Genomic DNA, 20,528 nt, shown 5'->3' on the forward strand with positions numbered 1-20,528 from the left:
ACATTACCCGCCGGTAACCCCGCGCGGCCGGACGGCGCTACTTCTTGGCGGGGGCGTCGTTGGACAGGGCTGCGATGAAGGCCTCCGGGGGCACCTCGACGCTGCCGATGTTCTTCATCCGCTTCTTGCCGGCCTTCTGCTTCTCGAGCAGCTTGCGCTTGCGGCTGATGTCACCGCCGTAGCACTTGGCCAGGACGTCCTTGCGGATCGCCCGGATGTTCTCGCGGGCGATGATCCGCGAGCCGATGGCGGCCTGGATGGGCACCTCGAACTGCTGGCGCGGGATCAGGTCCTTGAGCTTGCCGGCCATCATCACGCCGTAGGCGTAGGCCTTGTCCTTGTGGACGACCGCGCTGAAGGCGTCGACCGTCTCCCCCTGCAGCATGATGTCGACCTTGACGAGGTCGGCCTCCTGGTCGCCGTCGGGCTCGTAGTCGAGTGAGGCATAGCCACGGGTGCGCGACTTGAGCTGGTCGAAGAAGTCGAAGACGATCTCGGCCAGCGGCAGCGTGTAGCGCATCTCGACGCGGTCCTCGGAGAGGTAGTCCATGCCGCGCAGCGCGCCACGCTTCTGCTGGCAGAGCTCCATGATCGCGCCGATGAACTCGCTCGGTGCGAGGACCGTCGCCCGCACGACCGGCTCGGTCACCGAGGTGACCTTCCCGTAGGGGAACTCGCTCGGGTTGGTGACGACGATCTTCTTGCCGTCGTCCATCGTCACGTCGTAGACGACGTTGGGCAGCGTGGAGATGAGGTCGAGGTCGAACTCGCGCTCCAGCCGCTCCCGGACGATCTCGAGGTGGAGCATGCCGAGGAACCCGATCCGGAAGCCGAAGCCGAGCGCCGCCGACGTCTCCGGCTCGTAGACCAGGGCTGCGTCGTTGAGCTTCAGCTTGTCGAGGGCGTCGCGCAGGTCGGGGTAGTCGGAGCCGTCGATCGGGTAGAGCCCCGAGAAGACCATCGGCTTGGGGTCGCGGTAGCCACCGAGCGCGTCCTTGGCCGGCTTGGCGGCGTTGGTGACGGTGTCGCCGACCCGTGACTGGCGCACGTCCTTCACCCCGGTGATGAGGTAGCCGACCTCGCCGACTCCGAGACCCTTGGCCGGGGTGGGCTCCGGTGAGCTGACCCCGATCTCGAGCAGCTCGTGGGTGGCCCGCGTCGACATCATCGCGATCTTCTCGCGCGGGTTGAGGTTGCCGTCGATGACGCGCACGTAGGTGACCACGCCGCGGTAGGTGTCGTAGACGGAGTCGAAGATCATCGCGCGGGCCGGCGCGTCGGGGTCGCCGACCGGCGCCGGGAGCTGGGCCACGATCTGGTCGAGCAGCGGCTCAACCCCCTCACCGGTCTTGCCCGACACCCGGAGGCAGTCCTCGGGCTCGCAGCCGATCAGCCCGGCGAGCTCCTCGGCGAACTTCTCCGGCTGGGCCGCGGGCAGGTCGATCTTGTTGAGGACGGGGATGATCGTGAGGTCGTTCTCCATGGCGAGGTAGAGGTTCGCCAGCGTCTGCGCCTCGATGCCCTGGGCCGCGTCGACGAGCAGCACCGCGCCCTCGCAGGCGGCCAGTGAGCGGGACACCTCGTAGGTGAAGTCGACGTGACCGGGGGTGTCGATCATGTTGAGCGCGTAGGTCGCTCCGTCGACCTCCCACGGCATGCGGACCGCCTGGCTCTTGATCGTGATGCCGCGCTCGCGCTCGATGTCCATCCGGTCGAGGTACTGCGCACGCATGGCGCGCTCGTCGACGATGCCGGTGATCTGGAGCATCCGGTCGGCCAGCGTCGACTTGCCGTGGTCGATGTGGGCGATGATGCAGAAGTTCCGGATCAGGTCCGGCGGCGTTGCGTGCGGCTGCAGCGCGGTGCGGGCCATCGGGGACACGGGTGCTTCGAACCTCACGGACATCGGGGACGACGGAACGACCCATCCTCCCATGCGACCGGGAGTGTCAGTGACGCAGCAGGTCGAGAGCGGCGTCGAGGGCGTCGCCCGCCGGCACCACGACGTCGGGCTGGACACCGACGCACTCCCAGTTCCCGCCGGTGGTGAGGCTCACCGACCGGGCGATCGGGAGGGTCAGCTCGAGCTGGGGGTGGACCACCAGGCCGATCCTTGGGTGCGCACCGCCACGGGTCGGCTGACCCACGATGGTCGCCCGACCCTGCTCCTGGAGGTCGAAGGCCAGGCCCTCCCCGCCGGAGAAGGTCTCGGGGCCGACGAGCACGACCACTGGCTTGTCCGGCCCGAACCGGCGGCCCGGGACCACCGCCGCGGTCCAGAACTGCCGGGTGCCCTCCTCGCGGGACTCGATGTCGCTCAGCCGCACGGGCTCGGACCCGAAGAGGTGGCTGAGGACCAGGACCACGCCGTCCGGGCTGCCGCCGCGACAGCCCCGGGCGTCCAAAACCAGCGCGTCAGCGTCGGCGACCAGCGACATCGCGGCCACGATGGAGGCACCGGCCGTGGTGGGGTGGCCGATGACGGGACCGATCTCCACGAGGGCGATGTTGTCGGCCAGCCGTTCGATGCGACGCATGCCACCGGCCGTCCGGCGGTCGTGGTCGGCCCAGAACGCCTCGAGGACGGCCTGGTCCTCCTCCCCCGCGGCGCCCTCGTCGTGAAACAGCAGCCGCAGGTGCAGGTCGTCCGCCGCCTCGTGGAGGTCTGCGGTGACCAGTGCGGCGAGCTCCTCGGGCCCGGCACAGGCGGCATACCGGCCGGACTGCAGGTGGGCCCGCAGCGCGGCGGCGACGCGGACGCCCCGCTCGGGAAAGACGTAGCGATCCTCGATCGCCCGCGTCGCGGCGGTGACGGTGGTGGAGATCTCCTCGGGGTTCATGCCACCAGCGTGCGGGCGGTGTTGACAAAGCGTCAAAAACTCTTGACGCTTTCAGGATGGACGCCCGCCCCTCCAGCCCCGACGAGGTGCTCGACACCACCGACCCGCGGCAGCTCAAGGCGCTCGCGCACCCCCTGCGCAACCGCATCCTCTTCGCGCTCGGACCCGATGGCGCCACCGTGAGCCAGCTGGCCAAGAAGCTCTCGACCAACAAGGGCAACGTCGCCCACCACCTGGCCGTGCTGGAGGGTGCCGAGCTGGTGCGACGCGGCCCCCGCCGTCAGGTGCGCGGAGGGACCGAGCAGTACTTCGTCCGAGCGGCCCGCAGGCTCCGGACGCCTGTGGGCAGCCGGTCGGGCCACACCGCCGCCCTCCTGCAGGCGGTGGCCGAGGAGATCGAGGCCTCGCCGGCCGAGACGCTGCTCAACCTGCGCCGCATCCGCCTGACGCGAGCCCAGGCCGCCGCCCTCTCACGGCACCTCGAGCGTGTCGTCGACGAGCTCCAGGAGGCAGGCCCGCGGGAGGCCGACCACGGGGTGCTGGTGAGCGTCTTCCAGTCGGGTCAGGCGGGCTGAACCCGCCGCGTCGCGCGCTGCAGGAGCGCCGACCACAGGGCGATGCCGATCCCCGCGACGGCCAGGAAGCCCCCGACCCGGGACGGCCACTCGTAGCCCAGCCCCGCGGCGAGCACGATCGAACCCAGCCAGGCACCCAGCGCGTTGGCGATGTTGAGCGTCGAGTGGTTGAGCGCGGCCGCGAGCGCCTGCCCCTCGTGGGCGACGTCCATCAGGCGCGTCTGGAGCATCGGCACGAGGATGCTCGGCAGGAACCCCAGGGCGAACACGGCGACCAGACCGGTGCCCCGCGAGGCCTGCACCGCCGGGCCGAAGAGGAAGAGCATCACGGCGATCGTGGCCAGCACCCCGGTGATGGCCCGCAGCAGGCCGACCCGGGAGACCGGGCCCGAGAGCACCGCTCCCACCGTCATGCCCACGCCGTAGAGCGCGAGGATCAGCGGGATCGTCGCCCGGCCGAAGCCGCCCAGCGCGGTCATCGTCGGGGAGATGTAGGAGAAGGTCGCGAACATCCCGCCGAAGCCGACGGTGCCGATGCCCAGCGCCAGCCAGACCTGCGGACGTTTCAGGGCCGAGAGCTCCGACCGCAGGCTGACCCCGCCGTCGGGCGGGCAGAACGGCACCCAGCGCCACACGGCGAGCACGGTCAGCAGCGCGATGACCCCCACCGCGGCATACGGCCACTGCCACCCGTAGGCCTGCCCGATCCGCGTGGTGACGGGAACGCCGACGATGTTGGCCACGGTGAGCCCGGTGATCATCATCGAGACCGCCCAGGTGCGCCGGTGAGCAGGCACCATCGAGGCGGCCACCAGGCTGCCGACGCCGAAGTACGCCCCGTGCGGCAGCCCGGACAGGAAGCGAGCGGCCATCAACAGGCCATAGCTGTTGGCGAGCGCCGACAGCACGTTGGCCACCGCGAACGCGCCCATCAGCCACAGCAGCAACCGCTTGCGGGGCAGCTTCGACCCGAGGGTCGCGAGGACCGGCGCACCGACGACCACGCCCGCGGCGTACGCCGACACGATGTGGCCGGCCGTCGGGATGTCGATACCGACCCCTTCGGCCACCTCCGGCAGCAGACCCATCGTGACGAACTCGGTGGTGCCGATCGCGAAACCGCCGACGGCCAGGGCCAGCAGGGCGAGGTTCACGTGCGTCGGTCGGACCTCGGCGACGTCGAGCTCACGAGAGGGGTCGGCGAGGGCGTCGGTCACGGCAGTGCAACGACAGCGGGTCGGCAGGTCATTCCTCCATGGTGCGCCCAGTGCGCGCGGCGGGGTGCGGATGGCCCAGCCGTCGAGACATAGCATCGGGTTCGACCACCACAGCCTCGAGGGGACCATGTCCGAACCCACCCAGTACGCCGCGCCGCCCGCCACCGGGCCGGTGACCACGTCCCCGGACGGCTACCGCCGGCAGATGAGGTCGCACCTGCGCCACCCGCTCGAGAACCTGTGCCTCGTGGTGGTGATCCTCGGGTCCTTCCTCGTCTGGGCGATCTCCGGCTACGAGGTCGCCTCGGCCATCATCGACCGCAGGCAACCCGACCCCTACGCCGTGTTCTTCCTGGCCGCTCCGCTGATCATCTACTTCGTCCGTGGCCAGCTCTACGCGGGGCTCCGCCTGTCCGGGGTCAAGATCTCGCCGACGCAGTACCCCGAGGCGCACCAGATGCTGCTCGACGCCTGCGCGCACTATGGGCTCCGGAAGGTCCCCGACGCCTACGTGGTCCTCGGCAACGGTGTCATCAACGCCGCCGCCTCCGGGCACGGCTTCCGGCGGTTCATCTTCGTCTACAGCGACCTGTTCGAGATCGGCGGCGCGGCGCGCAACCCCGACGCACTGCGGTTCATCCTCGGCCACGAGGTCGGGCACATCGCAGCCGGTCACACCAGCTACTGGCGGATCCTCGGCATCAGCGGCGCGCAGTGGATCCCTTTCGTCGGGTCCACGCTGAGCCGCAGCCAGGAGTACACGGCGGACAACTTCGGCTACTCCCTCGTCCCGCACGGCAGCGCCGGGGCGATGGCCACGCTCGCCGCCGGCAAGTACCTCAACCGGACCGTCGACGTGAACGCGCTCGCCGACCGCGCCACCACCGAGAAGGGCTTCTTCGTGTGGGTGGTCAACGCACTCGCCTCGCACCCGGTGCTGGTGTGGCGCTCGCACGCACTGCGTGACCGCCGCAGGCCGGGTCGCCTGCTGTGGAGGCCCAAGGACCGCCCGTGACGCAGTCGCCACTGGACTATCGGCACACCACGACGCGTCCGGACTTCGCCCAGCTGCCCTCGGCGGTGCGGGCCGGCATCGAGGCAGCCGCCGGGGCCGCCGTGGAGGTCGCCTTCCCGTCGGTGACCACCGGGTTCACCGGCGCGTATGCCGGGTTGCTGGCCCTGCGCGACGGGCGCCGCGTCTTCGCCAAGGCCGCCGGACCAGCAGCGCCCTTCGCGCTCGAGGCGATCCCGCGCGAGGCCGAGATCCTGCACCGGCTCGGAGGGCGGGTCACCGCCCCGACCGCGGTGGGGGCGGCGGCCGTCGACGACTGGCAGCTCCTCGTCCTCGAAGCCATCGACGGCCACCTGCCCGGCATGCCGTGGACCGACACCGACGCCGACGCCGCCCACGCAGCGTGCCTCGAGCTCGCCGCGCTCGACCCGACCGCCGTGGCCGAGCTGACCGAGACCTCGCTCGCCGTCGAGGTGGGCGCGGACCCAGCCGCCCTGGGCTGCCTCGACGAGCTCGCGAACGGCGCGCGGGCCTGGCCGCACGGCATACCTCCGCTGTCGCCGCAGGCGGCTCGCGAGCTGGCCGGGCTCGGCGGACTGGCCGCCCACGCGCTGGTCGGCGACCGGCTCGTGCACAGCGATCTGCGGCCCGACAACATCCTGGTCACACCGGGCGGGCGCGCCCGGTTCGTCGACTGGAACTGGGTGGCGCGCGGACCCGCGTGGTGCGACTACGTGGGGTTGCTGCCGCTGATGTCCCACGACGGGCTCGACGTGGACGCCATGGTGCGGCGCTCTCCGCTGCTGGACGGGGTGGACGCGGAGGCCGTCGACGCGTTCCTCGCCGTCCTCACCGGCTACTTCATCGCGGCCTGTGAACAGCCCGTCGTGCCGGGGTCGCAGAGCTTGGTGCGGGCCCACCAACGGCACTTGGCGAAGGCCTTCCTCGCCCTGCTCAGTCACCGCCGCGGCTGGTCGTAGCCGTGCGAGTTTGAAGGGTTGACCGCACCAGGGTGCGGTCAACCCTTCAAACTCACGGTCGGTCAACTAGCGTCACCGCATGCCTACCCTGCGCTCCCGACTGTCCCGCCTCTGGAGCGGCGGGTCGTCGCAGGCTGCACGCACCGCGCCCGCCGCGCCGGCACCTCGGGCCGAGAGGGCAGCCGCGCGCGGTCCGTACCCCGGAGACTTCACCGGGACCCCGGATCTCAGCTATGCCCCGAAGCCGGACGGTCGCCCGGACCCGGGCGAGATCGTCTGGACCTGGGTGCCCTACGAGGAGGACCACCGGCAGGGCAAGGACCGGCCGGTGCTCCTCGTCGGCCACGACGGCGAGTGGCTGCTCGCGCTGATGCTGACCAGCAAGGACCACGACCGTGACCACGACCAGGAGGCGCGCCACGGCCGGCACTGGCACGACATCGGCTCCGGCCCCTGGGACAGCAAGGGCCGACCGAGCGAGGTGCGCGTCGACCGGGTCCTGCGGGTCGACCCCCGGGCGGTCCGGCGGGAGGGTGCCGTGCTCGACCCGGACCGGTTCGAGGCGGTCGCCAGGGCGGTTCGCGCCGCTACCTGAGGGCAGCCCCATCGGGGTCCGCGAATTTGCCCGGATTTGGGTCCTTTTGCCGTCCGCTTGACCGGCGGCTGACCCGACACCCGGCTACTCGGTCATACGGTCGTCCGGACCCGGGGACACGTCGACACGAGGGGACACCATGACCAGGTCCAGCACCACCAGATCTCGCCACCCGATCCGCCACACCGTCACCGCGGTCGCCGTGGGGCTGCTCGCCGGAACGGGGCTCTTCGCCGCCGGCCCGGCAGGCGCGGCGTCGAGCGCGCCCTCCCCCACCCCGTCGGCGCGGGACGCCGGCATCCGCGCCCCCGGGGAGGCCTACATGGGCTGGACTCAGGACGGCGCCGGTCGAGCCCGACCCACCCCGGCGCAGGCGGCCCGGGCCTCGTCGCTCGCGGCGGCCACCCAGACGCCCGGCATCGACGTGTCCAGCTGGCAGGGCAACGTCGACTGGGCCTCGTGGTGGAGCCAGGGCACGAAGTTCGCCTTCGTGAAGGCCACCGAGGGGACCACCTACCGCAACCCCTACTTCGCCCAGCAGTACAACGGCTCGTACAACGTCGGCATGACCCGCGGGTCGTACCACTTCGCCCTGCCCGACAATTCGTCCGGCACGGCGCAGGCGGACTGGTTCGTCGGGCACGGCGGCGGCTGGTCCGCCGACGGTCGGACCCTCCCGGGTGTGCTCGACATCGAGTACAACCCGTACGGCGCGACCTGCTACGGACTGAGCCAGGCCTCGATGCGCAGCTGGATCGCTGCGTTCACGGGCCGGTACAAGGCCCTCACCGGTCGCGACGCGATCATCTACACGACCACGAGCTGGTGGACGACCTGCACCGGGAACACCAGCCAGTTCTCGGCCAGCAACCCGTTGTGGGTCGCCCGCTACAACACCACCCCCGGCACGCTGCCGGCGGGCTGGGCCTACTACACCTTCTGGCAGTACACCGACTCGCCGCTCGACAAGGACTACTTCAACGGCGACCTGAGCCGGCTGCGGGCGTTGGCGCTCGGGTAGTCCCGGACACCGCCGTGGCGGGACGCAGAAGGCCGGTCACCCACTGGGTGACCGGCCTTCTGCGTTGCCGTGGAGGCGACTCGCGTCAGAGCGAGGCGGCCTTCTTCGCCATGGCGGACTTCTTGTTGGCGGCCTGGTTGGCGTGGATGACGCCCTTGCCAACGGCCTTGTCGAGCTTCTTGCTGGCGGTCGCGAGGGCGTCCTTGGTCGCCGCTGCGTCGCCGGAGTCGGCGGCCGCGTGGAACTTGCGGATCCAGGTCTTGAGCTCGCTCTTGACGGCCTTGTTGCGCTCGGTCGCCGCGCGGTTCGTCTTGATCCGCTTGAGCTGGGACTTGATGTTTGCCACGTGTGTCTCTCTTGGTTGGTCGGTGGTTGCCGTTAGAGGGCGGCAGAAGCCCCTCGGGACCAGGCTGTGGGGCGCCTGTGGTTGAGGAGCTCTGGGTGCTGCTGCATGCGCGCACGACCATGCGCGCACGCGAGGGGACAATCTACCAGCGAGGACCCCGCTCCCCCAAAACGCAGGGGTGAGCCCTCACCGGCCGCTGCGCGCCCTCGTGATGGTGAGCACGGCCCGCTCGACCGCGTAGACCGGGTCGCGACCGCCACCCTTGACCTCGAAGTCGGCCAGCGCCACCGCCTGGATCGCGTCGGCCAACCCCTCCGGACCCCACCCCGACAGGCCCCGACGGGCCTTGTCGACCTGCCACGGCGCCATCCCGAGGTCGCGGGCCACGTCGGCGGACCGGCCGCGGCCTGCCGCGCCGACCTTGACGAGCTGGCGCAGCTGCTGGGCGAGCACCGCGACGATCGGGACCGGGTCGACGCCGGTGGCGAGGGCGTGCCGGAGCAGGCGCAGGGCCTCGCCGGCGTTGCCGGCCACCGCCGCGTCAGCCACCTTGAAGCCGGTCGCCTCGACCTTGCCACCGTGGTACCTGGCCACCAGCTCCTCGTCGATCGTGCCGGTGGTGTCGGCGACGAGCTGCTGGCACGCGGCGGCCAGCTCGCGCACGTCCTTGCCGACCGCCTCGATGAGGGCTCGCACAGCGTCGGGGGTGGCGCGCCGTCCGGCGGCCCGGAACTCGTGTGACGCGAAGTCGGTCTTGTCACGGTCGGACTTGATCGCCGGCGCCTCGAGCACCCGCGCCTGGGACTTCTTGAGCGTGTCGAGCACCTTCTTGCCGCGCTGCCCCGACTTGTGGGTGACGACCAGCGTGACGTCGGGATCGGGCGCTGCGAGGAACGCGAGCAGGTCTTCCTGCAGCTCGTCGGGCGCCTCGTCGAGGTCGGTGACCACGATGCACTTCGACCCGCCGAAGAGGGACGGGCTGGCGTGGATCGCCAGGGCGCCGGCTTCGTAGGTCTCGGCGGCCAGCCGGATCACCTCGAGGTCGGCGTCGGAGGTGCGCAGGTCGTCGAGCGTGCCGGCGAGCGCCCGGTCGGCGATGACGGCCTCGGGTCCGGAGATGAGGACGAGGGGCGGCACGGTGCGCGTCGCGGGGGCTGTCACGGCGCACAGCCTGCCATGTCGGGCCGACAGCCCGGCCGGCTCACCCGCCCGGGCAGTAGGCGTCGCCCGCGGACAGGTCCGGGTGGATCGGTCCCTCGCGGTCACCCACCGACCCGACGGCGGCGCGGCCGGCCCGCACCGCGATCACCTCGGCCAGGATGGCGACGGCGATCTCGCCGGGGGCGTTGGCCCCGATGTCGAGCCCGATGGGGGCGTGCACCCTCGCGAGGGCCTCCTCTGTCACGCCGTGGCCCAGCAGCCAGGCGCGTCGCCGCTCCTGGGTGCGCCGCGACCCCATCCCGCCGATGTATGCCGTGCCGGCCGCCAGGCCCGCACGGATCGCCGGGCCGTCGACCCCGTCGTGGTGGCTCGTCACCACGAGTGCATCGACCCCGTCGGGCAGGGTCGCGTCGTCGGTCGCGGTGGTCACGGTCCACCCGAGCGGTGCGGCGACGGCGACGAGGGCCTCGGCCACGGGTCCGTCACCGACGACGTGGAGCACGCACGGTTCGGTCATCCGGCCAGTATCGCGGCCGGGTCACTCGAACGACAGGGTGGTCGCCCCGGATGCCTCGAGGCCGAGACCCTTGAGCCGGGCGGTGATCACGTCCGCGGGCAGCTCGAGGCTCTCGGCGAGCTCGTCGACCGACAGGCCGAGCTCGACGCCGTCGCGCAGCTCCTCGTCGGACTCGGCCGTCCAGGCGTGCCCGGCCGTCACCGCCGTCCGCGCCGAGTCGGCGGGAGGTGGGGCGTCGGCGACCGGCCTCGGGGGCTCCGTGGCGTCCTCGCCGGTGCCACCCATCGTCGTGCCGACCAGGGCGCCGGTGATGCCGCGCAGGGCCGGCTCGTGGACCTCCACCGGCGCAGCGGCCGTCTCGTCGAGACGGCGCAGTGCCGCGAGCACCCGTTCGCGGTCGGTCGTCGGCCAGAACGGCGGCAGCGAACGCTGGAGGAACCCGGCATACCGCGCGGTCATCATGCGGGAGTCGAGGAAGGCGACCACGCCCCGGTCGTCGGCGCGTCGGATCAGCCGCCCCGCACCCTGGGCCAGCCGCAGGGCTGCGTGCGTGGCCGAGACGGCCATGAAGCCGTTGCCACCCATCCGCGCGATCGCCTGCGAGCGCGCCGACGACAGCGGGTCGTCGGGCCGCGGGAACGGGATCCGGTCGATGATGACGAGCTGGCAGGCCGACCCCGGCACGTCGACGCCCTGCCACAGGGTGAGCGTGCCGAAGAGGCAGGTGCGCGGGTCGCGGGCGAACTGCCGCACCAGGGTCGTGATCTGGTCCTCGCCCTGGCACAGGAAGCCGATGTCGCCGTCGAAGCGCTCGCGCATAGCCTCGGTGGCCTCCTTGGCCGCTCGCATCGAGGAGAAGAGGCCCAGGGTGCGACCGCCTGCGGCGCGCACCAGTGCCTCGATCTCGTCGAGGGTCTGCTCGCTGAGGCCATCGCGTCCAGGGGCCGGAAGGTGTTGCGCCACATAGGCAATCGCCTGCTGGGGGTAGTCGAACGGACTGCCCACATCGAGCCCGCGCCACTCGGGCGCGCCCTCGCCGCGCAGCCCCATCGTCCCGGCCACGGCGTCGAACGTGCCGCCGAGCTCGAGCGTCGCAGAGGTCATGACGACGGTGCGGTCGCCGAACACCTTGTCACGCAACAACATCGCAACACTCATCGGAGCCACCCGCAGCACCGAACCCCGTCGCTGGTCACGGCTGACCCAGACGACGTCGAGGTCACGCTGCTCGAGGATGCGCGAGGAGTTCTCGAACATCTCGTCGATGGCGGCCTGGGCCACCTTGCGCGCCCCGTCGGGCTCGACGCCCTTGTCGGGCTTGAGCTCTGACTGCACCTGCCGGGTCGTGTCCCTCACCCGCGCGAGCGCCAGCGCCAGCGCATCGGGTATGCCGTTGAGCTTGCCCTCCGGGAGCTCGTCGAGGACTCCCTGGAGGAAGACGGAGGCGTCCTCGACGGCGTCGGTCGACTCCGCGAGCCGACCGGCCCGCTTGGCCGCCGCGGAGACGAGGTTGGCGGTGATCTCGTCGGTGATGGTGGAGGTCACCCGGTCGACCAGCTCGTGCGCCTCGTCGACGACGAGCAGGTCGTGCTCGGGCAGCATCTGCCGCCCCTCGAAGGAGTCGATCGCCATGAAGGAGTGGTTGGTGACGATGACGTCACAGTCCTTCGCCGCCTCGCGCGACCGCTCGACGAAGCAGTCGCCGAAGGACGGGCACTTGCTCCCCATGCACTCGTGCGCGCTCACCGACACCTGACGCCAGGCCCGCTCACTCACGCCCGGGACCAGCTCGTCACGGTCACCCGACTCGGTGGTCTCGGCCCACTCCCGGAGGCGGACGACCTCCTGCCCCAGCCGGGACGCCGCACGGTCCACCTCGCCGACCTCGAAGAGCCCGTCCTCGTCGTCGGGGAACCCGCCCTCGAGCTTGTGGGCGCACAGGTAGTTGCGACGACCCTTCACCAGCCCGTAGGTGGGCCGCTTCCCGAGCAGCGGGGCGATCGACTCGGCGAGCCTCGGCATGTCGCGGTCGACGATCTGGGCCTGCAGCGCCAGCGTGGCCGTCGCGATGACTGCGGGCTTGCCGGTCCGCTGCGCGTGCATCACGGCAGGGATGAGGTAGGCCAGTGACTTGCCGGTGCCGGTGCCGGCCTGCACCAGGAGGTGCTCGTCCTTGCTGACCGCGTCCTCGACCGCGTGCGCCATCTCGACCTGGCCCGGCCGCTCGACTCCCCCGACTCCCTGGACGGCGGCGTGCAGCAGGTCGTCGAGTGAAGCCATTGGGTCAGCGTATGCGGTCGTGGAGGGCCAGCGTCCGACCGTCCCCAGCGTGCCGTGGACGCCACCGACCCCGGCACCTCGAGAGGAGCCGGGGTCGGGTCGGGGGCCGCGTCAGCGCACCTCCGGCACCCAACGGGGAGCCGGCACCCCGTTCCCCGTCAGGTTGTCTCCCGCCACGTACTGGGTCCCCACCCGCTCGAGCGGGTGGAAGTAGATGGCGACGTTGGGCGTCGTCGGCTGGTCGATCTGTCCGGGGTCCTGCTTGGCGGCGGCAGGCAGGGTGCCGAGCGCGACGACGAGGGCGGTCGTGGCCACGACGCCCCAGGTCCGCCGAGTGGCGGTGACGTTCCGGGTGGTGCGGTGGGTGGTCTGCTGTGCGTTCACGGTGTGCTCCTGGTGCTTGCGAGGTGGTCCCTGCTGACTCCTCCACGGTCGGTCCAGCAGCACCTGAGCCACATCGGGCGCACCCCCTGAGGTCAGGGGCCCCGCCCCCTCAAACCCGTTGTTGCCGCGGGCCCGGCCGGGACACACTGGAAGACGTGTCACCACCGGAGTCGGCACCCACCGACGGCTTCGTCGGACGGACCGGGGCACTCGACGATCTCGCCGGGGTCCTCGACTCGGCGCGCGCCGGCCACGGTCGGGCGGTACTGCTCATCGGGGACGCAGGCGTCGGCAAGACGAGGCTGGCCCAGCACGCCTGTGCCCTGGCGACGGACTTCCTGGCCCTCACCGGCGCATGCTTGCCGATGTCTTCGCTGAGCGTGCCGCTGCTCCCCCTGCGAACGGCAGTGTCCGGTCAGCCGGCAGGCGAGCGGCCGGACCTGCGAGGGGTCGAGGGGTCGCAGACTGCCGAGGTGTTCGACCAGTGGCTCGAGGAACGCTGCGCTCGGGGCCCGGTGGCCCTGGTGGTCGACGACCTCCAGTGGGCCGACCCGCTCACCCTCGACGTCCTGATGTGGGTGCTGGCCGGACTCCCTTCTCGACGTCTCGCCCTGCTGGCCACCGTCCGGCGCGGCGAGCTGGTCGCGGGTCACCCACTCCACCGGTGGCTCGCCGACGTCCGGCGCCTGCCCGGTTTCGCCGAGCTGGCCCTCGGGACGCTCGACCTCGACGAGACCCGCGCCCAGGTCGCGCAGGTGGTGGGGGACGTCCCGCACGAGCGCCTGGTGCGGGACGTGTTCGCCCGCACCGGCGGCAACGCCTACCTGAATCGCCTGCTCGTGCGTGGCCTGGTCCCCGCCAGCACCGGCCTGGGTCCGGAGCTCCCGGCAGACCTGACGTCGGCCGTGCTGCGAGCATGGCACCGCGTCAGCGAGCCCGCCCGTGAGCTGTCCCGGGTGCTGGCGGTCGGTGGACGCGTGGCCCACGGCGAGGCCCTCGAGCGGGTGGCTGCCCTCGCGGGCGTGCCCGACGTGCGGTCGGCTGTGCGCGAGTGCGTCGAGGCCGACCTGCTCGACGAGGACCACTCGGGCGGTTACTGGTTCCATCACCCGTTGCAGGCCGAGGCCCTCGAGGAGAGCCTGGCCGCGCCCCACCGCGAGCGTCTGCACGCTGCCTTCGCCGCGTCGCTGGAGGAAGAGCTGGCAGCGGGCCGCGCCACCGCCTCGGCACCCGGCGCCCCCGAGCTCGAGACGCTGCGCCTGATAGCGGACCACCATCGCCGGGCTGGTCACCTGGAGCAGTCCCTGGCCTGGACGCTGCGCGCCGCAGATCGGGCGCGCAGCAGCGGTGCGGGGACGGCCGAGGTCGAGCTGGTGAGGCGGGTCCTGAGCCTGCAGCAGGAGACCGGCGACCCGGCACCGGAAGGGCGCCGCGAGCTGTGGTGGAGACTGCTCGACTCGGCTGCGTCCACCGGAGACGTCGAGGTCGAGCTGGAGGCGGTCGAGGCCTTGCTCGCCGACCTCGACCCCGCCCCGGGGACCCAGCCCCCAGAGGACCCACCGGCCGTGGCGGCCCTGCTGGTCCGCAGCCGCCTCCTTCGGATGCTCACTGGCCGGTCGTTCCTGCGGGTGCAGGAGCTGAGACGCGCCGTCGAGCTGACCGAGGACCAGCCCGAGTGCTGGCAACACGCCCTCGCGCTCGCCGAGCTGACCCACTCCTGCCTCTGGCAGGACGACCCCGAGGCGCCCGGTCTCGCCTCGCAGGCCCTGGACAGTGCGCGCGCCAGCGGCGATGCCCGGGCCCTCGCGTACGCCCTGGCCGCGAACGCGATGCTGGCCGTCACGGAGAGTCGCTTCGACGACGGGCAACGCCTCGGTCGCGACGCGGTCGCCGCCGCGGTGGCCGCCCGCGACGGGTTCGCGTTCGCGCACGCGAGCCTCTGGGAGGCCAATGCGTACGACAGCCCGACCTCGCCGCGCTGGAGAGCCTCGGTGGGGCGCCGTCGTGCGGAGATCGTGGAGCTGGCCCTGCCCGCCGTCTACGCCGCGTGGCTGAGCGCCAGCGAGGCGTTCGCGCACCTGCACGCGGGGGACTTCGAGACCTCTCGCCAGCTCGTGCGGGAGTCCCTCCGCTCGTCACCCAGCACGCTCGTCGACGTGCAGGGCCGCCTCAACGCGGCCTGGATGGCGACGGCGCAAGGACGCACCAGCGAGGCGGAAGGCCACCTTGCCCGCGCGGACGAGTTGTTCGCCGAGAGCTCGACCTTCCTGGCCTTCGAGTTCGACGCCGTCCGGGCGCTCGTCCTGCTCGGCGGCGGACACCGGGAGGAGGCCGTCGAGGCGGCCCTGGCGGGGACGGCCACCCCCGGCGTCCTGCCCACCCTGTGCGAGTGGCTCCTCCCGCTGGCGGCCAGGGCCTACGCCGACCTGGCGCAGGAGGACCGCGACGGCGGCCGCGACCCGACCGACCACCTCGCTGCCCTCGACGACCTCACCGGGCGCTTTCCCCACATCCTGCTCGACCTCGGTGGCATGACCCCGTGGTACCGGCGCCAGACGGACGGGCTCGAGGCGGTCTACCAGGGTGAGGTCGCCCGGGCCCGCCAGTCCAGCGACGCACACCTGCGGTGGGAGGAGGCGGCCAGCACCTTGGACGGGGTGCTGGCCTGGGAGGCGTGCTACTCCATGTGGCGGCTTGCGGAGTCCCTCCTGGTCGCAGGCCCGCGCCGTCGCGACGAGGGAGCTGAAGCCCTGCGACGGGCCCACACCGGGGCTCGACAGCTGGGGGCCCAACCGATCGTGGACGCGGTCGAGTCCCTCGCTCGCAGCACGAGGGTCTCCCTCGCCGGCCCCGTTCCCGCCGACGAGGTGGCCACCGGGGCCACCGCTGCGGGCCTGACGGAGCGTGAGACCGAGGTCCTCGGGCACATCGTGGCCGGCCGGACCTACGGCGAGATCGCCCGCGCACTGGTGCTGAGCGAGAAGACCGTGAGCTCGCACGTGAGCCACATCCTCGCCAAGACCGGGTGCGCCAACCGGGTCGACCTGGCGCGCTGGGCCACCCGGCCGTCGTGAGCCCGGGCGCTCAGTCGCCCCCATGGGGACGCAACGGACGGCCGTCCACTCGACGGGCCATCGTCACGTCGTCGCGGTCGTCGCCCGCAGCGACCCGGATCGCGCCAGGGATCCGGCCGACCTCGACGTAGCCGCACTGCGCGTAGAACCGGCTCGCCCCGGAACCGCTGCGGACCCCGAGCTGGAGCAGCTCGACGCCGTCCTCGCGGGCCAGGCGGTGCATCCCGGCCATCAGGAGGCGGCCGAAGCCGCGGCCCTGACGGTCGGGATCGACCATGACCCGGTAGAGCCAGCGGCCGTGGTGCAGCAGGGGGTTGGGAGTGCGGACCCACCAGGCCCACCCGACGAGCCGGCCGTCGGGCAACCGCAAGGCTCCCCCGACGGCGTTGCCCGCAGCCATCTGCTCCTCGTGGGTGCCGATCGCGGCCGCCACCGACTCGGCCGGCGCCCCGGGGAGGAAACCCACCGCACCACCGGCGTCGTTCACCCTGGTCCAGAGGTCGAGGAGGTCGAGCCGCGTCACGGCGTCGAGCAGCTCGACCCGGTCGACCGACGGAGCCTCGAAGACCGAGGACGGTGGTTCGTCGGGCTGGTCGTCGGAGAGCACGACCTGCTCTCCGGTGCGCACCAGGCCGGCGGACTCCGCGGTGCGGACCGAGGCGGCGTTGTGGTCCTTCACCAGCGCCTGCACACGGTGCTCCGGCGCCCACTCGGTGGCCAGGGCGACAGCCGCGCGGGCCGCCTCACGGGCCAGGCCACGTCCGTGCGCCTCGGTGACGAAGCGGTAGTAGAGGTTGAGGTGCTCCCCGCGACGCTGGACGCCGACCCAGCCCAGCGGCATACCGGTCTCGCGGTTCTCCGCGACCCAGTAGCCGAAGCCGTGCGTCGACCAGTGGTCGAGGATCGCGTCGAAGAACGCGGCATTGCTCGCCGGCGTGCCGAGCACGTGCGGCGCGTGCGCGAAGAGGCGGGGGTCGCTGTGCACGGTCGCGTGGAAGCCCCGGTCGACCTCGGTGGGTCTGCGCAGCCGCAGCCTGGTCGTCTCGGTCTCGAAGGTCGGCGTCTCGGCGGTCACCCGGGCGACGCTAGCGAGGACCACCGACGCGGGATGGGAGGATGGCCCGCAATGACCTCCCCCTCGACGCCGCCCCTGGCCGACCTCGTGCCCGTAGGTGCCGAGCCCGACGAGGTGTATGCGGCCTTCGAGGGCTGGGCGCGCGACCGTGGGACACCGCTCTACCCCCATCAGGACGAGGCGCTCGTCTCCCTCTTGGCCGGCGAGAACGTCGTGCTGTCGACGCCCACCGGTTCGGGCAAGTCCCTCGTCGCCACGGGTGCCCATCTCGCCGCCCTGACCAGCGACCGGGTCAGCTTCTACACCGCCCCCATCAAGGCGCTCGTGAGCGAGAAGTTCTTCGCGCTGTGCGAGCTGTTCGGCCCGTCCGAGGTCGGGATGCTCACCGGCGACGCCTCCGTCAACCCCGACGCCCCGATCATCTGCTGCACCGCCGAGATCCTCGCCAACATCGCGCTGCGTGAGGGTGCGGACGCCGATGTCGGCCTCGTGGTGATGGACGAGTTCCACTTCTACGCCGAGCCGGATCGGGGGTGGGCGTGGCAGGTCCCGCTCCTCGAGCTGCCCCAGGCGCAGTTCGTCCTCATGTCAGCCACCCTCGGCGACCTGAGCGAGCTCGCCGCCGACCTCGGCCGGAGGACCGGCCGCGAGACGACCCTCGTCACGGGGACCGAGCGACCCGTCCCGCTGGGCTTCAGCTGGGCGCTGACACCGCTGCCCGAGACCATCGAGGAGCTGCTGACCACCCACCAGGCACCCGTCTACGTCGTGCACTTCACCCAGGCGGCGGCACTCGAGCAGGCCCAGGCCCTGCATGCCATGAAAGGCACCGTGAAGGCCGACCGTGACGCGATCGCCGAGCGGATCGGCGGGTTCCGGTTCACCGCGGGCTTCGGTCGCACCCTCTCCACCCTCGTCCGCTCCGGGATCGGCGTGCACCACGCCGGGATGCTGCCGCGCTACCGACGGCTGGTCGAGCAGCTCGCCCAGGACGGCCTGCTCAAGGTCATCTGCGGCACCGACACCCTCGGGGTGGGCATCAACGTGCCGATCCGCACCGTGCTCTTCACCGGGCTGGTGAAGTTCGACGGCTCACGGCAGCGGGTGCTGAAGGCCCGCGAGTTCCACCAGATCGCCGGTCGGGCCGGCCGCGCGGGCTTCGACAGCAGTGGATCGGTCGTGGTGCAGGCGCCCGAGCACGTCATCGAGAACGCGCGCGCCCTCGCCAAGGCCGGCGACGACCCGAAGAAGCTCAAGAAGGTGCAGCGCCGCAAACCCGCCGACGGCGAGGTGTCCTGGACCGAGCAGACCTACGACAAGCTCGTGGCGGCGGAGCCCGAACCGCTGGTGTCCCGGATGCGGGTCGACCACTCGATGATCCTCAACGTGGTCCAGCGACGCGGCGACCCGGTGCGCGCGCTGAGCCAGCTCGTGCGCGACAACCACGAAACCCCACGCAACCAGGCGCGTCTCGCGCGGCGGGCCATCACCTTGGGCCGAAGCCTGCTCGAGACCGGTGTGCTGCAACGGATCTCGCCCCCAGACCCCGACGGCCGCACCATCCGACTCAGCCCCGACGTCTCAGACGACCTCGCCCTCAACCAGCCGCTCGCGCCGCTGGCCCTCGCAGCGTTCGACGTCATCGACCTCGAGTCGCCGACCCACGCGCTCGACGTCGTGTCGGTCGTCGAGGCGATCCTCGACGACCCGCGGCAGGTCCTGATGGCCCAGCAGCACAAGGCGAAGGGCGAGGCGGTCGCGGAGATGAAGGCCGACGGCATCGAGTACGACGAGCGGATGGTGCTCCTCGAGGAGGTCACCTGGCCGCGTCCGCTTGCGGACCTGCTGGAAGCGACCTTCGAGATCTTCCGGCAGAGCCATCCGTGGGTCGCCGAGTCCGCGCTGTCCCCGAAGTCCGTGGTCCGCGACATGTTCGAACGCGCCATGACCTTCACCGAGTTCGTCTCGGCCTATCAGCTGTCCCGTTCCGAGGGACTCGTCCTTCGCTACCTCACCGACGCCTACCGCACGCTGCGCCAGCTGGTGCCCGCCGCCCACCGCACCGAGCAGTTCACCGACCTGCTCGAGTGGCTGGGCGAGACGGTGCGCCAGACCGACAGCTCGCTGCTCGACGAGTGGGAGGCGTTGTCGGATCCCGATGCGCAGGAGCGGCTGGAGGAGCTCGAGGGCCTGGCCGCGCACGGAGGCACCCGGCCCAGCCGGCCCATCACGGCCAACGAGCGGGCCTTCCGGGTGATGGTCCGCAACGCGATGTTCCGGCGGGTGGAGCTCGCCGCCCGCGACGAGTTCGTCACGCTGGCGGCCCTCGACGACGGCGAGCTGGACGAGGTGGCCTGGGACGAGGCACTCGGGGCCTACTACGCCGACCACGACAGCATCGGCACGGACGCCGACGCCCGCGGTCCGCAGCTGCTCGCCATCACGGTGGCCGGTCGCCGTTGGGAGGCGCGTCAGACGCTGCACGACCCCGAGGGTGACCACGACTGGGTGATCGAGGCGGTGGTCGACCTCGACGCCTCCGACGAGGCTGGCGAGCCGGTCGTGCTCACGCAGGCGATGCGTCGCCTCTGACCGACTGCTCCAGCAGCGCACGCAGGCTGGTGGCCGGCCGTCCGCTGATCGTGGGCACGGCGTCGGAGACGGCGGCGACCTCACCGGCCGCGATGGCCGTGTAGGTCGAGACCCACGCATCGACCTGCCAGTCCGGCGCGCCGTAGGAGGCACGTGAGGCGTACGCCTCGGCGACCGTCTCGTCGAGGAAGCGGGTGGCTCGGCCCGTCACCTCGCTGACCAGGGCCGCGGCCTCGCCGAGCGTCAGGGCCTCGGGACCGGTCAGGTCGTATGCCGTGTCGGCGTGCGCGTCCGGGTCCACCAGGACCGCGGCCGCCACCGCTGCGACGTCCTCACGCGCCACCAGGGCGACGCGTCCATCGCCGGCCGGCCCCCTGATCACCCCGTCCTGGGCCATGAGTGGCACGAAATCGGCGTAGAAGCTGTCCCGCAGGAAGGTGAAGCGCAGACCGGCGTCCCGGATCGCCTGCTCCGTCGCCCAGTGGTCACGACCCAGCGTGAAGGTGCAGTCGGCGGCGGCTCCCTGGAACGACGTGTAGACGACGTGCTGCACCCCGGCCGTGGCAGCGGCCCGCACGAAGGCCCGGTGCTGGTCGAGCCGGTCGGCAGCCTCGGACGCCGAGACCATCAGCAGCGTGTCGACTCCGGACAGGGCGCGGACGGCGCCCTCGGGGTCCGCGAAGTCGCAGCGGCGCACGTCGTCCTGCGGTCCGGCGACGACCTTCCCGGGCGTGCGGGCCAGCAGCACCAGCGGCGGCCCGCTCTCGGACAGCAGCTCGCGCACCCGCCTGCCCACGTGGCCGGTCACCCCGGTGAGGCCGATCGTCATGGCGCGAGCGTAGCCGTCAGGTCGAGGGTC

At 71.9% G+C, this 20,528-nt stretch carries 17 protein-coding genes; 7 read left to right on the forward strand and 10 right to left on the reverse strand.

All coding sequences use genetic code 11. The features are described from left to right. Positions 1-37: 37 nt before the first annotated feature. Together lepA and BLQ34_RS07370 are read right to left on the reverse strand one after the other, a co-directional pair. Positions 38-1,873: a translation elongation factor 4 gene (gene lepA, locus BLQ34_RS07365; protein ID WP_091789487.1), complete on the reverse strand. Its 1,836-nt coding sequence runs from the start codon at positions 1,871-1,873 to the stop codon at positions 38-40. Positions 1,874-1,949: 76 nt separating this feature from the next. Continuing rightward, the gene (locus BLQ34_RS07370) at positions 1,950-2,840 is read right to left on the reverse strand and encodes a S41 family peptidase (protein ID WP_091783545.1); all 891 of its coding nucleotides are present in this window, start codon (positions 2,838-2,840) and stop codon (positions 1,950-1,952) included. A gap of 56 nt (positions 2,841-2,896) precedes the next feature. Between BLQ34_RS07370 and BLQ34_RS07375 the strand changes: the two genes are divergently transcribed. Further along, on the forward strand, positions 2,897-3,415 hold the full coding sequence (locus tag BLQ34_RS07375; protein WP_091783548.1) for a helix-turn-helix domain-containing protein: 519 nt from the start codon (positions 2,897-2,899) through the stop codon (positions 3,413-3,415). Here BLQ34_RS07375 and BLQ34_RS07380 read toward each other — a convergent pair. Continuing rightward, positions 3,403-4,632 (reverse strand): MFS transporter, encoded by a 1,230-nt coding sequence (locus tag BLQ34_RS07380; RefSeq protein ID WP_331712532.1) that lies wholly within the window; start codon positions 4,630-4,632, stop codon positions 3,403-3,405. The two genes, BLQ34_RS07375 and BLQ34_RS07380, sit on opposite strands and share 13 nt — an antisense overlap. A 127-nt stretch (positions 4,633-4,759) precedes the next feature. Between BLQ34_RS07380 and BLQ34_RS07385 the strand changes: the two genes are divergently transcribed. The 4 genes from BLQ34_RS07385 to BLQ34_RS07400 all read left to right on the forward strand — a co-directional run bounded on the left by BLQ34_RS07385 (position 4,760) and on the right by BLQ34_RS07400 (position 8,240). After that, on the forward strand, positions 4,760-5,647 hold the full coding sequence (locus BLQ34_RS07385; RefSeq protein WP_091783550.1) for a M48 family metallopeptidase: 888 nt from the start codon (positions 4,760-4,762) through the stop codon (positions 5,645-5,647). Beyond that, the gene (locus BLQ34_RS07390) at positions 5,644-6,624 is read left to right on the forward strand and encodes a phosphotransferase family protein (protein ID WP_157692931.1); all 981 of its coding nucleotides are present in this window, start codon (positions 5,644-5,646) and stop codon (positions 6,622-6,624) included. The genes BLQ34_RS07385 and BLQ34_RS07390 overlap by 4 nt, the downstream gene beginning before the upstream one ends. A gap of 79 nt (positions 6,625-6,703) precedes the next feature. Further along, positions 6,704-7,219 (forward strand): type II toxin-antitoxin system PemK/MazF family toxin, encoded by a 516-nt coding sequence (locus tag BLQ34_RS07395; RefSeq protein WP_091783558.1) that lies wholly within the window; start codon positions 6,704-6,706, stop codon positions 7,217-7,219. 139 nt (positions 7,220-7,358) lie between these two features. Next, complete coding sequence (locus BLQ34_RS07400) at positions 7,359-8,240, forward strand: lysozyme (RefSeq protein WP_091783561.1); 882 nt, start codon at positions 7,359-7,361, stop codon at positions 8,238-8,240. 85 nt (positions 8,241-8,325) lie between these two features. Here the strand turns inward: BLQ34_RS07400 and rpsT are convergent, their stop codons facing one another. From rpsT to BLQ34_RS07425, 5 genes are all read right to left on the reverse strand, one after another. After that, positions 8,326-8,586, reverse strand: coding sequence for a 30S ribosomal protein S20 (rpsT, locus tag BLQ34_RS07405; protein ID WP_091783564.1), 261 nt, complete (start codon positions 8,584-8,586; stop codon positions 8,326-8,328). Positions 8,587-8,772: 186 nt separating this feature from the next. Further along, complete coding sequence (gene holA, locus BLQ34_RS07410) at positions 8,773-9,747, reverse strand: DNA polymerase III subunit delta (protein ID WP_091783567.1); 975 nt, start codon at positions 9,745-9,747, stop codon at positions 8,773-8,775. Positions 9,748-9,787: 40 nt separating this feature from the next. Further along, positions 9,788-10,264 (reverse strand): XdhC family protein, encoded by a 477-nt coding sequence (locus tag BLQ34_RS07415; protein ID WP_091783570.1) that lies wholly within the window; start codon positions 10,262-10,264, stop codon positions 9,788-9,790. A 21-nt stretch (positions 10,265-10,285) separates the two neighbouring features. After that, complete coding sequence (locus BLQ34_RS07420; RefSeq protein ID WP_091783573.1) at positions 10,286-12,544, reverse strand: ATP-dependent DNA helicase; 2,259 nt, start codon at positions 12,542-12,544, stop codon at positions 10,286-10,288. 111 nt (positions 12,545-12,655) lie between these two features. Then, positions 12,656-12,928 carry a hypothetical protein gene (locus tag BLQ34_RS07425; RefSeq protein ID WP_157692932.1) on the reverse strand — a complete coding sequence of 91 codons (273 nt, stop codon included), beginning with the start codon at positions 12,926-12,928 and terminating at the stop codon, positions 12,656-12,658. Positions 12,929-13,083: 155 nt separating this feature from the next. Here BLQ34_RS07425 and BLQ34_RS07430 point away from each other — a divergent pair, with 155 nt between their 5' ends. Further along, positions 13,084-16,002, forward strand: a complete 2,919-nt coding sequence (locus BLQ34_RS07430; RefSeq protein WP_172829365.1) for a helix-turn-helix transcriptional regulator — start codon at positions 13,084-13,086, stop codon at positions 16,000-16,002. A 10-nt stretch (positions 16,003-16,012) separates the two neighbouring features. Here BLQ34_RS07430 and BLQ34_RS07435 read toward each other — a convergent pair whose 3' ends face one another. Continuing rightward, positions 16,013-17,077 (reverse strand): GNAT family N-acetyltransferase, encoded by a 1,065-nt coding sequence (locus BLQ34_RS07435; RefSeq protein WP_172829366.1) that lies wholly within the window; start codon positions 17,075-17,077, stop codon positions 16,013-16,015. Positions 17,078-17,128: 51 nt separating this feature from the next. Between BLQ34_RS07435 and BLQ34_RS07440 the strand changes: the two genes are divergently transcribed. Then, on the forward strand, positions 17,129-19,669 hold the full coding sequence (locus tag BLQ34_RS07440; protein WP_091783587.1) for a DEAD/DEAH box helicase: 2,541 nt from the start codon (positions 17,129-17,131) through the stop codon (positions 19,667-19,669). Here the strand turns inward: BLQ34_RS07440 and BLQ34_RS07445 are convergent. Continuing rightward, positions 19,644-20,498 carry an SDR family oxidoreductase gene (locus tag BLQ34_RS07445; RefSeq protein WP_091783590.1) on the reverse strand — a complete coding sequence of 285 codons (855 nt, stop codon included), beginning with the start codon at positions 20,496-20,498 and terminating at the stop codon, positions 19,644-19,646. The two genes, BLQ34_RS07440 and BLQ34_RS07445, sit on opposite strands and share 26 nt — an antisense overlap. Between the last annotated feature and the right edge of the window lie 30 nt (positions 20,499-20,528).

Source organism: Pedococcus dokdonensis (assembly GCF_900104525.1).
Lineage (GTDB): Bacteria > Actinomycetota > Actinomycetes > Actinomycetales > Dermatophilaceae > Pedococcus > Pedococcus dokdonensis.

What these genes read in the sequence shown, in the direction of transcription:
- BLQ34_RS07400 (WP_091783561.1), top strand. Translation starts at nt 7,359, where the DNA reads ATGACCAGGTCCAGCACCACCAGATCTCGCCACCCGATCCGCCACACC.
- BLQ34_RS07370 (WP_091783545.1), bottom strand. Translation starts at nt 2,840, where the DNA reads ATGAACCCCGAGGAGATCTCCACCACCGTCACCGCCGCGACGCGGGCG.
- BLQ34_RS07440 (WP_091783587.1), top strand. Translation starts at nt 17,129, where the DNA reads ATGACCTCCCCCTCGACGCCGCCCCTGGCCGACCTCGTGCCCGTAGGT.
- BLQ34_RS07395 (WP_091783558.1), top strand. Translation starts at nt 6,704, where the DNA reads ATGCCTACCCTGCGCTCCCGACTGTCCCGCCTCTGGAGCGGCGGGTCG.
- BLQ34_RS07445 (WP_091783590.1), bottom strand. Translation starts at nt 20,498, where the DNA reads ATGACGATCGGCCTCACCGGGGTGACCGGCCACGTGGGCAGGCGGGTG.
- BLQ34_RS07375 (WP_091783548.1), top strand. Translation starts at nt 2,897, where the DNA reads ATGGACGCCCGCCCCTCCAGCCCCGACGAGGTGCTCGACACCACCGAC.
- BLQ34_RS07420 (WP_091783573.1), bottom strand. Translation starts at nt 12,544, where the DNA reads ATGGCTTCACTCGACGACCTGCTGCACGCCGCCGTCCAGGGAGTCGGG.
- BLQ34_RS07415 (WP_091783570.1), bottom strand. Translation starts at nt 10,264, where the DNA reads ATGACCGAACCGTGCGTGCTCCACGTCGTCGGTGACGGACCCGTGGCC.
- lepA (WP_091789487.1), bottom strand. Translation starts at nt 1,873, where the DNA reads ATGGCCCGCACCGCGCTGCAGCCGCACGCAACGCCGCCGGACCTGATC.
- BLQ34_RS07385 (WP_091783550.1), top strand. Translation starts at nt 4,760, where the DNA reads ATGTCCGAACCCACCCAGTACGCCGCGCCGCCCGCCACCGGGCCGGTG.